13 protein-coding genes and 1 pseudogene are annotated in these 13,227 nt (G+C 68.3%); 6 read left to right on the top strand and 8 right to left on the bottom strand.

Annotated elements, in window-relative coordinates; genetic code table 11:
• Positions 1–115: 115 nt before the first annotated feature.
• Genes FHX80_RS24555 through FHX80_RS24545 form a run of 3 tightly spaced genes read right to left on the bottom strand, consistent with a single transcriptional unit; the run spans position 116 to position 2,657 of the window.
• Entirely contained in the window at positions 116–790 is a 675-nt protein-coding gene (locus FHX80_RS24555) for a 3-oxoacid CoA-transferase subunit B (RefSeq protein ID WP_145766183.1), read from the bottom strand.
• Entirely contained in the window at positions 787–1,455 is a 669-nt protein-coding gene (locus FHX80_RS24550) for a 3-oxoacid CoA-transferase subunit A (protein WP_145766182.1), read from the bottom strand. Before FHX80_RS24550 ends, FHX80_RS24555 begins: the two co-directional genes overlap by 4 nt.
• Positions 1,452–2,657, bottom strand: a complete 1,206-nt coding sequence (locus FHX80_RS24545) for a thiolase family protein (protein WP_145766181.1) — start codon at positions 2,655–2,657, stop codon at positions 1,452–1,454. Before FHX80_RS24545 ends, FHX80_RS24550 begins: the two co-directional genes overlap by 4 nt.
• Before the next feature lie 84 nt (positions 2,658–2,741).
• Between FHX80_RS24545 and FHX80_RS24540 the strand changes: the two genes are divergently transcribed.
• Positions 2,742–3,635: a LysR substrate-binding domain-containing protein gene (locus FHX80_RS24540; RefSeq protein ID WP_145766180.1), complete on the top strand. Its 894-nt coding sequence runs from the start codon at positions 2,742–2,744 to the stop codon at positions 3,633–3,635.
• 677 nt (positions 3,636–4,312) lie between these two features.
• Here the strand turns inward: FHX80_RS24540 and FHX80_RS24530 are convergent.
• Entirely contained in the window at positions 4,313–5,275 is a 963-nt protein-coding gene (locus FHX80_RS24530) for a carbohydrate kinase family protein (RefSeq protein WP_145766179.1), read from the bottom strand.
• A 248-nt stretch (positions 5,276–5,523) separates the two neighbouring features.
• Here FHX80_RS24530 and FHX80_RS24525 point away from each other — a divergent pair, with 248 nt between their 5' ends.
• From FHX80_RS24525 to FHX80_RS24510, 4 genes are all read left to right on the top strand, one after another.
• Entirely contained in the window at positions 5,524–6,546 is a 1,023-nt protein-coding gene (locus FHX80_RS24525) for a sugar ABC transporter substrate-binding protein (RefSeq protein WP_145766178.1), read from the top strand.
• Between the two features lie 128 nt (positions 6,547–6,674).
• Positions 6,675–7,670 (top strand): ABC transporter permease, encoded by a 996-nt coding sequence (locus FHX80_RS24520; RefSeq protein ID WP_145766177.1) that lies wholly within the window; start codon positions 6,675–6,677, stop codon positions 7,668–7,670.
• Positions 7,667–8,497, top strand: a complete 831-nt coding sequence (locus FHX80_RS24515) for an ATP-binding cassette domain-containing protein (protein WP_145766176.1) — start codon at positions 7,667–7,669, stop codon at positions 8,495–8,497. The genes FHX80_RS24520 and FHX80_RS24515 overlap by 4 nt, the downstream gene beginning before the upstream one ends.
• Before the next feature lie 74 nt (positions 8,498–8,571).
• On the top strand, positions 8,572–9,588 hold the full coding sequence (locus FHX80_RS24510; protein ID WP_145766175.1) for a LacI family DNA-binding transcriptional regulator: 1,017 nt from the start codon (positions 8,572–8,574) through the stop codon (positions 9,586–9,588).
• 159 nt (positions 9,589–9,747) lie between these two features.
• Here FHX80_RS24510 and FHX80_RS24505 read toward each other — a convergent pair whose 3' ends face one another.
• Both FHX80_RS24505 and FHX80_RS24500 read right to left on the bottom strand, forming a co-directional pair.
• Positions 9,748–10,266: a GH32 C-terminal domain-containing protein gene (locus FHX80_RS24505; RefSeq protein WP_145766174.1), complete on the bottom strand. Its 519-nt coding sequence runs from the start codon at positions 10,264–10,266 to the stop codon at positions 9,748–9,750.
• Positions 10,199–10,478: pseudogene (locus tag FHX80_RS24500) on the bottom strand (transposase family protein); the annotation flags it as partial. The pseudogene FHX80_RS24500 and the gene FHX80_RS24505, both read right to left, overlap by 68 nt.
• Before the next feature lie 3 nt (positions 10,479–10,481).
• Here FHX80_RS24500 and FHX80_RS24495 point away from each other — a divergent pair.
• A complete protein-coding gene (locus tag FHX80_RS24495; RefSeq protein ID WP_425281695.1) occupies positions 10,482–11,216 on the top strand; it encodes a transposase family protein in 735 nt (244 codons plus the stop codon).
• 13 nt (positions 11,217–11,229) lie between these two features.
• On the opposite strand, the gene FHX80_RS35905 is transcribed toward FHX80_RS24495, so the two are convergent.
• Complete coding sequence (locus FHX80_RS35905) at positions 11,230–11,736, bottom strand: hypothetical protein (RefSeq protein WP_244318413.1); 507 nt, start codon at positions 11,734–11,736, stop codon at positions 11,230–11,232.
• Positions 11,724–12,395: a hypothetical protein gene (locus tag FHX80_RS24485; RefSeq protein WP_145766173.1), complete on the bottom strand. Its 672-nt coding sequence runs from the start codon at positions 12,393–12,395 to the stop codon at positions 11,724–11,726. Before FHX80_RS24485 ends, FHX80_RS35905 begins: the two co-directional genes overlap by 13 nt.
• Between the last annotated feature and the right edge of the window lie 832 nt (positions 12,396–13,227).

The following is a 13,227-nucleotide window of genomic DNA, read 5'->3' as shown; positions in this document are numbered from 1 at the left end:
CGCATCAGTAAATGGTCCCCGACCAACCCTGGTGCAGCCGTGCCGGTGGATGCGGCAGAAGCCTCCGGGCCGAGTAACCAATACACAGTCCAGTCGCGGCCCTGTGCGCGGGGTGTCAGGCCCGGGCGGGCAGGAGCGGCAGGTCCAGGCGGCCCGCGAGGTCGTCGACGGTGGTGCCGAAGGTCTCCCGCACCGTGACGCCCTGCGGGGTGATGTCGAACACGGCGAGGTCGGTGTAGACGCGGTCGACGCAGCCCAGCCCCGTGAGCGGGTAGCTGCACTCAGGTACCAGCTTGGGTGCGCCGGTCTTGGTGAACAGCGTCATCATGACGAAGACCTTCTTGGCTCCGATCGCCAGATCCATGGCTCCGCCGACGGCGGGGATGGCGTCGGGTGCGCCGGTGTGCCAGTTGGCGAGGTCGCCGGCTGCGGAGACCTGGAAGGCTCCCATGACGCAGATGTCCAGGTGGCCGCCGCGCATCATGGCGAAGGAGTCGGCGTGGTGGAAGTAGGCGGCCCCGGGGAGCTCGGTCACGGGGATCTTGCCGGCGTTGGTGAGGTCGGGGTCGATCTCGTCGCCCTGGGCGGCGGGGCCCATGTTGAGCATGCCGTTCTCGGTGTGGAGGACCACGCCGGAGTCGGCCGGCAGGTGGTCGGCGACGAGTGTCGGTTGGCCGATGCCGAGGTTGACGAAGGCGCCGTGGGGGATGTCACGGGCCACGAGGGCGGCGATGTCGTGCTTGCCCAGCGGACCGCGTTCGCCGTCCGCGGAGGGTCGGGTGGGGTTCATGCGGTCGCCTCCTGCACCACGCGGTCGACATAGATACTCGGTGTGACCACGGTTTCGGGATCGATCATGCCGGTCTCGACGATCTCGCGGACCTGTGCGATCACGGTGGTCGCGGCGGTTGCCATGACAGGTCCGAAGTTGCGGGCGGTCTTGCGGTAGACGAGGTTGCCCATCCGGTCGGCCCGGTGGGCACCGATCAGCGCCACATCGCCCTTGATCGGGTACTCCAGCACGTAGGTGCGTCCGTCGATGACGCGGGTCTCCTTGCCCTCGGCCAGCGGGGTGCCGACTGCGGTGGGGCAGAAGAAGGCGCCGATACCGGCCCCGGCCGCCCGGATCCGCTCGGCAAGGTTGCCCTGCGGCACCACCTCCAGTTCGATCCTGCCGGCCCGGTACAGGCTGTCGAAGACCCACGAGTCGGCCTGGCGGGGGAAGGAGCAGATCACTTTGCGGACCCGTCCCTTGGCCAGCAGCGCGGCGAGCCCGGTGTCGCCGTTGCCGGCGTTGTTGGACACCACGGTCAGGTCCGTGGCGCCCTGGCGGATGAGGGCGTCGATCAGGTCGACCGGCATGCCGGCCATCCCGAAGCCGCCGACGAGCACGGTCGAGCCGTCCTCGATTCCGGCGACCGCCTCGTCGGCGTGGGCACACAGCCGAGTGGTCATCGGTTCTTCTCCGTGACGTTCTCCAGGACCACGGCGAGCGCCTGGCCCACTCCGATGCAGATGGCCGCCACGCCCCACCGCTCGCTGGACTCCTTGAGCCGGTGGGCCAGCGTGCCCAGGAGTCTGCCGCCGGAGGCGCCCAGCGGGTGGCCGAGCGCGATGGCGCCGCCCCTGGCGTTGACGATGCCGGGGTCGATCTTCCAGGCGTCCACGCAGGCCAGTGCCTGCACGGCGAACGCCTCGTTGAGTTCGACCGCACCGACGTCGGACCAGGAGATGCCGGCGGCCTTCAGGGCCCGGTTCGCCGCCTCCACCGGCGCGAAGATGAACATCTGCGGATCCAGCGCGAACACCCCGCGCCCGGCGATGCGGGCCAGCGGATCGGCGCCGATGCGCGCCGCGGCGGCCCGCGAGCCGAGCAGCACGGCCGAGGCGCCGTCGCTCAGCGGTGAGGCGTTGCCCGCCGTGATCACGCCGTCGGGGCGGAACGCCGGCTTGAGCCCGGCGAGCCTGTCGGCCGTGGATGCGGGCCGGATGCCCTCGTCCCAGGTGAGGGTGTCGCCCCTGCCGTCCACCGCGACCGGCACCACCAGGTCGTCGTAGAAGCCGGCCGTCCAGGCGGCGTCGGCCAGGTGGTGGGACCGGGCGGCGAACTCGTCCTGCCGCTCGCGCGGGATGGCGAACCGGTCGGCCAGCTGCTCGTTGGCCTCGCCCAGGGAAACCGTCCACTCCTTCGGCATCCGCTCGTTGACCAGCCGCCACCCCAGCGTGGTGGAGACCGCGGCCACATCCCCGGCGGGATAGGCCCGCTCAGGCTTGGGCAGCCCCCACGGAGCCCGGGACATGGATTCCACCCCGCCGGTGAGCACGATGTCGGCATCGCCGGTCTCGATCGCGCGGGAGGCGATGATCGCCGCGTCCAGGGAGGACCCGCACAGCCGGTTGACGGTGGTGGCGGGAACGGAGGTGGGCAGTCCGGCCAGCAGGACGGCCATCCGGCCGACGTTGCGGTTGTCCTCGCCGGCGCCGTTGGCGTTTCCCCAGACGACGTCGCCGATCTCGCCCGCATCGAGCGCCGGCACCTTGGCCAGGACCCCGCTGATGGCGAGTGCCGCGAGGTCGTCGGGCCGTATGCCGGCGAGGGCGCCGGAGAACCGTCCGAAGGGTGTTCTTGCCGCTGCGTAGAGGTAACTGTCGGTCACGTCTTCACCGTATGACCGCCTGCTTCATCACGTCCAATACCTAATTTTGCCCTATTAATAAGGAACTCTTATAGGATCGGATTCATGGAGCTCCGCCAGGTCCGCTACTTCCTCGCGCTCGCCGAGGAGTGCCACTTCGGGCGTGCGGCGGCCCGCCTGCACGTCGCCCAGCCCGCTCTGTCCCAGCAGATCAAGCAGCTGGAGCGCGAGCTGGGCATCGCCCTGTTCCACCGCTCCACCCGGCACGTCGAACTCACCGAGGCGGGCCGGCACCTGACCGGGTACGCCCGCACGCTGCTCGCCGAGGCCGAACGCGCACGCGTCCACATGACGGAGCTGGCCACCGGCCGCGCGGGCCGGGTCTCCGTCGGCTTCATCGGCACCGCCACCTACGACGTCCTGCCCCGCGTCGCCCGCACCGTACGGGCCCAGCTGCCCCACATCACCCTGGAGCTGCACGGCGAGCTGCTCACCCCCCAGCTCGCGGACGGCCTGCTCGCCGGCACCTACGACCTGGCGGTCCTCCGCTCCGGCACCGCCGGCACCGAGGGAGTGAGCCTCACGCCACTGCGCACCGAACCCCTCATCGCCGTACTGCCGGCCCACCATCCCCTGGCCGCCTGCGAGCAGATCCCGCTGGGATCGCTGGCCGACGAGCCCTTCGTCATCCATCCCTCACAGCCCAGGTCCGCCATGTACGACCGCGTCCTGTCCGCCTGCAACCGGGCAGGCTTCCAGCCGGCGTCCCTCATCGAGGTCGGCGAGACCGCCACCCTCGTCGTCCTCGTGGCCGCCGGACACGGCGTGGCACTCGTGCCGCAGTCGGTGCAGAGCCTGCGCCTCGACGGCGTGACCTACCTACCGCTCACCGAGACGGAAACCATCGACCTCGTCCTGGCCCGCAGGGCGGAGCGCAACTCACCGGCCACACAGCAAGTCGCCTCGGTCATCGAACAGTGCGTCCACAGTTCAAAATGAGCGTTTGGTTCTTCGGTATTCGTTTCGTTCGGTTTGGTTGTCCCGCCAGTTGGGGGTTGCCTCATGGGTGAGGCGGCGGGCTATGAGGTTGATGGCGGCCCTGAAGTGGCTCGCCAGGGTTTTCGCGGTCGAGTACTCGGTTGTCTTGCGCTGCCGGGGCAACCACGTCCGGGCGTACTCCTCCATCGCCTGCTGCCCCAGTTCGCGTCGCGCCTCCGCCACCGAGGGAGCCGTCTTCTTCCGGCCGGCGTACAACTCCGTCAGCCTTTCGACCGCCGCGTCCTGGGTCCGCTACCCGGTCTCCTCCCGCGAACTGGGGCCGGTAGGTCTCGGCGTACGGCCGGGTCCCGGAGGCGACTGCCTGAGGCGTCAACAGGACGGCGGACAGGGCGCATACGGTCGCCGTCGCGGCGATCATCCGCGTGCGGGCATGCCGGGATAAGCGTCTTGAGGTCATGGTGTCTCCTGGGCTGCGGCCGTTTCCGCAGCCGGGTGCTTCCCGGCGCGCGGACTGAGCGAAAAGGGGAGGCCCTGCCGACGCTGCGGCACCGCGTCGGCCATGAGTGTCATCGTTGACTTATGTCAGCGATGACACCGGGTGGGGCCGATGATGGACGCATTCCGGCCGACGCGTCAACGACTGGGACACGTTTCCCCCGGCTCGGCCGGGCCGCCCGTCACGCGATAATCTGTGAGGCGTACTGCGGCAGTTGGCTCTGCCACGGAGGGTTCGGACCGGCGACCGAGCAGGTCAGGGCCGCGACATGGGCGGCGAACAGACAGGATTCCGCCACCTCGCCCAGGCGGAGAGCGGTGAGCCGCCCCCCGAGGAGTCCACGCGCACCCAGGTGGTGCAGCAGACCCGCGGTGAAGGAGTCGCCCGCCCCGACCGTGTCAACGACCCGCGTCGTCACGGCCGGCACGTGCATCCGCTCGCCGTCCAGCGAGACGAGAGCACCATCGGCGCCCCGCGTGACCACGACGAGCCGTGCGCCGGCAGCGTGCCAGACGTCACATGCCTGCTCCAGAGACGTTGCCGGCAGAAGGAGCCTGAGGTCTTCCTCGCTCAGCCGCAGTATGTCCGCGAGGTCGCACCAGCGCCGCAGTTTCGCGCGGTAGGTCTCGGGATGCACCAGCAGCGGCCGGACGTTGGGATCGATACTGATGGTGGCCCTTGACGAGGCCGTTGCCAGGAACTCCTCCACCGCTGCCGCCCCCGGCTCCCGGACCAGGGCGAGCGAACCCGTGTGCAGGCAAGCGGTGGACGACAGGTCCACACCGGCCAGTTCGGCGCTCGACCACTGCCAGTCGGCCGTGCCCTGTGCGTGGAACGCATACGCGGCCTGGCCATGGGCGTCCAGCTCCGCCACCGCCAACGTGCTCGGCTCCGATGCCGCGACGGCGTGCGACAGGTCCACTCCTGAAGCCTCCAGATGGTCCCGGAACAGCCGGCCGAACACATCCCCGGACAGCCGTGCGAGGAAGCGGGACGGAGTGCCCAGGCGAGCCAGGGCCACGGCCGTGTTCGCCGGCCCACCGCCCGGCAGTACATGCAGGTCGAGCTCATTCGGAGCGCTTGCGGGCCGGGCGAACGCGTCTGCGACGCATTCGCCCAGGACGGTGATCTGACGCGGACTCATGGACTGCTCTTCTCTGACGAACGGACGGGCAAACCGAGTACGTCGCGACACGGGCGTTGCGGCTGCGGGTGAGCGACGGCCGGGGACGTTGCCGATTTGTAACAACGGCAAGGCATTGACGTGCCCGGGAGACGGAGTCCATCATCCTCGGCAAGCAGTGTCAACGATGACATAAGTCAACGATGACACCCCTGGGACGGCATGCTTCGATGCCGGCCGAGCCGCACGCGATCCCGCAGGAGCCGTTCATGCCTCGCACCATTCGTCCGACCCCCTCCCTGATCAGAGCCGCCGCATGCCTGGGGATCGCGGCTCTCACACTGACGGCCTGCGGATCCGGCTCCGGATCGGATTCCGCGGGCGACGGCTCGGGCAGCGTCAAGGTCGGTCTGATCACCAAGACCGACACCAACCCGTTCTTCGTGAAGATGAAGGAGGGTGCGGAGAAGGCCGCCAAGGACAGCGGTGCACAACTGATCACCTCAGCCGGCAAGTTCGACGGGGACAACGCCGGGCAGGTCACCGCGATCGAGAACATGATCGCCGCAGGTGTGAAGGGAATCCTGATCACCCCCAGCGACTCCAAGGCGATCGTGCCCGCCCTTGAGAAGGCCCGCGCCAAGGGGATCCTGGTCATCGCCCTGGACTCCCCGACCGACCCCGAGAGCGCGGTCGACGCCCTCTTCGCCACCGACAACCTCCGGGCCGGGGAGATGATCGGCGCCTACGCCAAAGCCTCGATGAAGGGCAAGACGGCCAAGATCGCCACCCTCGACCTGGCGCCGGGCGTCGCCGTCGGGGTCCAGCGGCACAACGGCTTCCTCAAGGGCTTCGGCATCGGCGAGAAGGACCCGGCGATCGTCTGCTCCCAGGACACCGGCGGCGACCAGGCAAAGGGCCAGACCGCCATGGAGAACTGCCTGCAGAAGGCACCCGACATCAACGTCGTCTACACCATCAACGAGCCGGCCGCGCTCGGCGCGTACACCGCACTGAAGGCCAAGGGCAGGGAGAGGGACGTCCTGATCGTCTCCGTCGACGGCGGCTGCACCGGGACGCAGGCGGTCAAGGACGGCAAGATCGCCGCCACCTCCCAGCAGTACCCGCTGAAGATGGCCGCCGAAGGCGTCGGGGCCGTCGTGAAGTACGCCAAGGACGACAAGCAAGCGACCGGTTACACCGACACCGGCGTCAGCCTGATCACCGACAAGGCACAGGCAGGGGTCGCGTCGAAGGACACCGCCTACGGCCTGGACAACTGCTGGGGCTGAGTCGCCCTCCGCCCGAGCAGCCGCCGTCCGAAACCCGTTGGCGGGGTGGCCGGCCCTGCCCCGATCGGGGACGGCCGCCCCCAATTGTCCTCCCCCAAGGACCTCTGCTTTTCCGACAAGGACTTCGCATGACAGCCACCACCGCGCCGTACGCCGAGCTAAAGACGCCGACCACGGCCCGCAGACTCCTCACCGCGCCGACCACCGGCCCTCTGGCCGCTCTCCTCCTCGCCTGTGTGTTCTTCTCCCTGTCGACGGACCAGTTCCTCACGGGCGGGAACTTCTCGCTGATCGTGCAGCAGGTCATGGTCGTCGGCACCCTCGCCATCGGCCAGACCCTGATCATCCTCACGGCCGGCATCGACCTGTCGTGCGGTGCCGTGATGGCGTTCGGCAGCATCGTGATCGCCAAGATGGCGGCCGAGGGCACCCTGCCCCCGCTCCTCGCCATCACCCTGGGCCTGGTCGTCTGCGGCGGCTTCGGACTTCTCAACGGGCTTCTGGTCCAGAAGATCCCGCTGCCGCCGTTCATCGTGACGCTCGGCATGCTCAACGTGGCGTTCGCCCTGACGCACATCTACTCCGAAGAGCAGACCGTCACCAGCCTGCCGGGCCCGCTGACCGCCCTCGGAGAGACCTTCCCGCTCGGCCGCACGGACATCACCTACGGCTCGCTGGTCACCATCGGCCTCTTCCTGCTCCTGGCCTACGCCCTCAGCAGCACCGGGTGGGGCCGGCATGTCTACGCCCTGGGCAACAGCCAGGAAGCCGCACGCCTCAACGGCATCCGCACCTCCCGCCTGACCATCGGCATCTACACCGTGGCCGGCGTGCTGTACGGCCTCGCCGCCCTGCTGCTCATCTCCCGCACCGGGGTGGGCGACCCGCAGGCAGGACAGACCGAGAACCTCGACAGCATCACCGCCGTGGTCCTCGGCGGCACCAGCCTCTTCGGCGGACGCGGTTCGGTCCTGGGCACCTTCATCGGTGTCCTCATCGTCGGTGTCTTCCGCAACGGCCTCCAACTGATGGGTGTGGCCTCCATCTACCAGACCCTGATCACCGGGATCCTCGTGATCCTCGCGGTGACCGTCGACCAGATGTCCCGGAGGAAGGCCCGATGACCACCACTCCCACCCCTGTTCTCCAGGCCCGCGGTCTGGTCAAGCGCTACGGGCAGGTCACCGCCATCGACGGCGCCGACTTCGACCTGATGCCCGGCGAGGTCCTCGCGGTCATCGGCGACAACGGAGCCGGCAAGACCAGCCTGATCAAGGCCCTCACCGGCGCGGTGGCACCGGACGCGGGCGAAATCCGCCTCAACGGCGAACTCATCCAGTTCACAGGGCCGCAGAGCGCGCGCGCCCACGGCATCGAGACCGTCTATCAGGACCTGGCGGTGGCCGCCTCGATGGACATCGCCTCGAACATGTTCCTGGGGCGTGAACTGCGCCGGCCCGGCGTCCTCGGCAGCGCCTTCCGCATGCTGGACAAGAAGCGCATGCGCCAGGAGGCCGCGGAGCACATGGCCGACCTCAAGATCGGGCTGCGGTCCCTCACGCAGGCGGTCGAAACCCTCTCCGGCGGGCAGCGGCAAGCCGTGGCCGTCGCACGTTCCGTCGCCTGGGCGCGCAGCGTCGTCGTCATGGACGAACCCACCGCCGCCCTCGGCGTCAAGGAATCGGGGCAGGTCCTCGACCTGATCCGCCGGGTCCGCGACAAGGGCATGCCCGTGGTCCTGATCAGCCACAACATGCCACATGTCTTCGAGATCGCCGACCGGATCCACGTCCACCGGCTGGGCCGTCGCGCCGCCGTGATCAGGCCCTCCGACCACAGCATGGCCGAAGTCGTCGCCATCATGACCGGCGCGCTGACCCTCGATGAGGCCGGAGGTACTGTCGTAGCGGATTCCGAGGCCGCCAAGGCAGCGGGAGTCCAGGCCACCTGACACCCGACGAAACACTCACAGGTTCCGGCCGAGGCCGCGGCCGGAACCGACGAGCACAGGGAGACCCCCGCTCCATGGCAGCGAACCGCCGCCCCACCCTGGCCGACGTCGCCCGAGAAGTGGGCGTCAGCGCCAAGACGGTTTCCCGGGTGCTCAACGAGGACGGACCCGCCTCGGCCCGGACCAGGGAACAGGTTCTCGCCGCCGTGGCCAAACTCGGCTTCCAGCCGAACCTCATGGCCCGCAACATCCGTGTCGGCGGACCCGACACGACCATCGGGCTCGTCGTGCCCGACCTCGGAAACCCCTTCTTCGGAGCGGTGGCCGGCGGCATCGAGGACATCGTGCGGGACCGCGGCCTCACCCTGCTCATGGGGTCCTCCGCGGACGAACCCGCACGCGAACGGGAACTGACCGACAAGTTCCTCGCCCGTCGCATCAGCATCCTGATGGTCATCCCATCCGTCGGCTCCGACCACTCCCACCTGCGGAGCCATCGGAGCACGGGGCTGCCCGTCGTCTTCGTCGACCGGCCGGGAGCGGGGCTGACCACGGACAGCGTCGTCAGTTCCAACCTCGCGGGGGCACACGAGGGTGTCGCCCACCTGATCGCCCACGGCCACCGCCGCATCGGCTTTGTCGGCGACCTCCCCACCAACCTCTACACCCGCCGTGAACGCCTGGCCGGATACCGCTCGGCCCTGGCCGAGGCCGGCCTCCCCCACGATCGCTCCCTGGTCATCAACGCCCACGACCAGCAAAGCGCCTCGGCCTGTACCTCCAGCCTGCTGGAGTTGGCGAGTCCCCCCACCGCTCTGTTCGCCGGCAACAACATCGTCGCGCTGGGAGTGGTCGCCGAACTGGCCCGCATCAAGCGGAAGGACGTCGCCGTGGTCGCCTTCGATGACGTGCCACTCGCCGAAGCCCTCGAACCCGCCCTGACCGTCGTGGCCCAGGACCCCGAAGAGATCGGCCGGAAGGCAGCGGAGACCGCCCTGGCACGCCTGGACGGCGACCGTTCCCGCGCCCGCACCATCACCGTCCCCACCCGGCTGATCGTCCGAGGATCGGGAGAACTCACTGCTTCGTAGGCGCAGGAGGACGGAGACGGTGCGGGACGGCACGCCTGTCTGCCCGGATACCTCGTTCGTCGACGCTCCTCGTCGTGACGGTCGTAGCGTCGTAGCACTCAGGAACGGCGGGCACCGCGGTGAACAGGTCCGGTCAGGCGTGCCCGGTCAGGCAGGGAATCAGTCGGTCGGCGCCCATCCCCGGCCTGTAAGGGTCGGCTCTCTCAGGGCGTCTGCCTGGGTCAGGTCCCAGGCTTCGACCGCGAATTCACTGCGCAGGGTGCCCGTCGTACGGGCTTGGAGCCGCCACGGCCCTTCACCCAGTGGATAGAACCGCAGGGTGAGGACCTGTTCGTCGCCAAGGTAGATCTCGGCTATCGAGCGGTCCACGATCACGCGCAGTTCGACGGGACTGCCGGGGCGCTGCTTGGCTGGGAAGGGCAGGGTGTACGAGCCTCCCCGGGCTCGTGTGTCGAGCGACGCGTGGCTGCGGTCGACGGTGAGGTGTCCGGCCGCGGGGTCGAGACGGATGTCGAGGTGTTCGGAGCCGTCGGCGGCGGTGATCAGCCGCAGCCCGCTCGTCCCCGTGGTGTCGGGAACGAGGGCGGCTGCCAGATCGAAGGCAGCTCCGGCGAAACGTCTGTCGCGGGCAGCCGAGAACCGGACGGGCCAGGCGCCGGACCCGCACCGACACGACAACCCGCCGTCCGTCCACCGTCACGTCAGCGACCACCCGCCCATAAAACCCGTGCACCCGCCTCGTCAGCTGCCCGCACGCCGGGCACAGCACCGGATCGTCCCGGGTCCGCGCAGACACCCGGATGACCTCCGCCCTCGTCCGTCACGCCCTCGACGACGAGGGCCGAAAGCCCCGAAAACAGCGCACCCACAACCTCGTTGGCGTCACGCATGCCATGCCAACGAAGGCAGCCACACGTCGTCACCACCGATTACGGGCCAGAGCCGTTCGCTGTACAGACCCGCACCCGTGGCGGCGGCTGACGCCGGGCCGCCAGGCCCTGTTGGCCCTGGCCCACCCGCGCTGTGGCGACACCTACGCCCAGCTCGCCGCCGGGTTCGGCATCGGGATCGCTACAGTCTTCCGCTGCATCCGTGAGGCGATAGAGGTCCTGGCCGCGCTCGCGCCGAGCCTCTCCGAGGTCATGCGGACCGCGAGCCGGCCGGCCTTCGTGATCCTCGACGGAACGCTCCTGCCGATCGACCGGATGGCCGCCGACACCCCGGACTGCTCCGGCAAACATAAACGCCATGGAATGAACATTCAGGTCCTGACCGACCCGTCCGGACGGCTGCGGTGGGCTTCGCCGGCCCTTCCAGGTTCCACGCACGACCTGACCGCCGCCCGTGCTCACGGCATCGTCGAGGCACTCACCGGTGCACGGCTCAAGTGCTGGGCGGACAAGGCGTACCAAGGCGCGGGCGGACCCGTCCGGGTCCCGTTCCGGGGCCGCCGCCTGAAGAGACGGAAGCGCCGCCACAACAGCAGCCACGCCAGGATCCGCTGCCTCGGCGAGCAGGCCATGGCCACTCTCAAGGGCTGGCGCCTCCTGCGGAAGCTCCGCTGCAACACCACCCGGATCACCGACATCGTGAAGGCCGTCCTCGTCCTTCATCACGCATCAACGTGAGGTTGGAAAAGGCTCACTGTTCGACAGTAAGGGCCCAGCGAACAGTTGAGGGGGCCGTTACCTGCACACTTCCCTCTCTGCGCGCTCTCTTCAGTTGGATCTCGTTGTAGGTGCTGCTGACTTCCTTTTTGACGCATTCGAGCGGGAACGAGAGCTCCACCGGTTTGATGGTTACGTGGAGCGTTCCCTTGCCCTGGCAGTTGACCTGGATGGCCAGACTCCCGATGCCGATCTCCTTGGTCAAAGGAAGCTCGGCATTTCCTTTCCTGGACGCGACGGACAGCAGCACCTGTCCGTCATTAACCGCCTTGGGGGCCTGGGAAACCGTCTCGCCCTTCACGTACTCAGCCCGGTCGCTGGTCTGCGGCGGGCTGACACGCCCGGATGGAGAGGCGGATGTTTTGGCTGATCCGGGCTTCTCCTCGCCGCTGCATCCAGTCAGTACCAAGGCAGCGGCCATGGCAATCGCGGCGAGGCTGAAGGAAGGACGAGCAGCAGCCGGGGCGATCAGCTCTCCCACAGGTACCAGCCAACCTTCATGGGCGTGTAGCTGGTGACGGTCTTCTTCGTCGTTGTCTTGCAGTTGCTGTAGATCGTGTAGCTGCTACCGGTGTTCTTGAGCCGGTAGACGCCGTACTTCGCGTTCGTTGTCTTCTTCGGCGGCGTGTCCACCGCGATCGAGTTACCCACCTTGGCTGTCAGCTTGACACTGAGGTTGACGGCGTACTTGGCCTCGATCTTCGCGACCATCACGTCCACGCTGGTCGACAGCTCTCCGGAGACGCTCACTCCGACCTCACCGGTGACCTCGGAGGTGAAAGTCGACCGTGCGGTGCGCGATGTTCCGTTGTAGTTGGAGTTGGTCGGCCCTACGCCCTTGTGGTATTTGGATCCCTTGGTTGTGGGCGTGTAGATGTGCTGCGTCGGGCCGCAGTACTCGCCGTTCGTGGTGTCTCCCGGTTTGCTCGGCCGGACGGTCTCTTCCGGCTCGGGCGCAGGGTCCGTGGCGTCGACCAATTCGGTCTCTTCCGGCTCCGCCGGTGGAGCCGTGTTCACGGGCTCCGGGTCATCGGCTGAAACAGCCCTCGTCGGCTGCGCGTACGCGGGCGCCGTCGCGATTCCGGCAAGCACAGTCAATGCAATGACGGAACCCATGGATCCCCGTCTGATGATGCCCATGAGCCACCTTTCCCCCAACGCGCCGCCGACCACGGCAACACCGGCGCCCTTTCAACAGGCTGTGGCCGTGTGGTCTGGACCCGGACGGCACACCGACATCTCCATGGTAACCGTCCGTGTCCGTTGAACGGAGGGAACACGTACCGCCGGGCCCGTCGTGCCGCCGTTTGCGGCTGGTGACGATCCTGCTGGGTACGGAATAAGCCAGCAGGATCGCCACCAGCCGCAAACGGCAAGGAGGGATCACGTGCGGCGGGGTGTCGGTTGGGGCCCGCTGGTCAGCCAGCCGTTGCTTCCCTCATCCGGTACGGACCTCGTCACCGAAGAACGCAGGAGCCTTCGCGCCCGGGTAAGGGGCGGAGTAGTGGTAGTCGCCGGTCTCGGGATCAAATGCGAAGGACGCACTCCACGTTCCTCTCCCGTTGGCTTCAATCTGTGCTTCCACGCAGAAGCCGTTCGTCACGACGCTCCTGACTCTCCAGGCGTCTTTTGCGACGACGCGCACGATGGCGTCGAACTCAATCTATGCAGACGTCGGGATTCTGGCGTTACAGTAGGCGACTCTCCGACCTTGACGGCCAACGGCGATCCGGACAGTGCCTCCAGCACGACGGAACGCTGTGTGGTCGCGCAGCACCCAGCCGACACCCGCCAGCCTTCTGGCAAACCGCGCGATCTGCAGGTCGTCCCCGCACCCGCGAGGATTGCTCCACCCAGGTCGCTCTCTCCACAACCGCTTCCGCCACGTCCCCGCGTCCGCAGGGGACCGCCTCATCCGGCGCTCACTGCATCTCGACAACTACACCATCGACAGTCTCCTGGACCTGTCCCT

Origin of the sequence: Streptomyces brevispora, from assembly GCF_007829885.1 — a bacterium.
GTDB lineage: Bacteria > Actinomycetota > Actinomycetes > Streptomycetales > Streptomycetaceae > Streptomyces > Streptomyces brevispora.
The sequence above is the reverse complement of the archived record's forward strand: the minus strand, read 5'-3'. Positions and strand labels throughout refer to the sequence as shown.

What these genes read in the sequence shown, in the direction of transcription:
- FHX80_RS24555 (WP_145766183.1), bottom strand. Translation starts at nt 790, where the DNA reads ATGAACCCCACCCGACCCTCCGCGGACGGCGAACGCGGTCCGCTGGGC.
- FHX80_RS24550 (WP_145766182.1), bottom strand. Translation starts at nt 1,455, where the DNA reads ATGACCACTCGGCTGTGTGCCCACGCCGACGAGGCGGTCGCCGGAATC.
- FHX80_RS24540 (WP_145766180.1), top strand. Translation starts at nt 2,742, where the DNA reads ATGGAGCTCCGCCAGGTCCGCTACTTCCTCGCGCTCGCCGAGGAGTGC.
- FHX80_RS24530 (WP_145766179.1), bottom strand. Translation starts at nt 5,275, where the DNA reads ATGAGTCCGCGTCAGATCACCGTCCTGGGCGAATGCGTCGCAGACGCG.
- FHX80_RS24525 (WP_145766178.1), top strand. Translation starts at nt 5,524, where the DNA reads ATGCCTCGCACCATTCGTCCGACCCCCTCCCTGATCAGAGCCGCCGCA.
- FHX80_RS24520 (WP_145766177.1), top strand. Translation starts at nt 6,675, where the DNA reads ATGACAGCCACCACCGCGCCGTACGCCGAGCTAAAGACGCCGACCACG.
- FHX80_RS24515 (WP_145766176.1), top strand. Translation starts at nt 7,667, where the DNA reads ATGACCACCACTCCCACCCCTGTTCTCCAGGCCCGCGGTCTGGTCAAG.
- FHX80_RS24510 (WP_145766175.1), top strand. Translation starts at nt 8,572, where the DNA reads ATGGCAGCGAACCGCCGCCCCACCCTGGCCGACGTCGCCCGAGAAGTG.
- FHX80_RS24495 (WP_425281695.1), top strand. Translation starts at nt 10,482, where the DNA reads ATGCCAACGAAGGCAGCCACACGTCGTCACCACCGATTACGGGCCAGA.
- FHX80_RS24485 (WP_145766173.1), bottom strand. Translation starts at nt 12,395, where the DNA reads ATGGGCATCATCAGACGGGGATCCATGGGTTCCGTCATTGCATTGACT.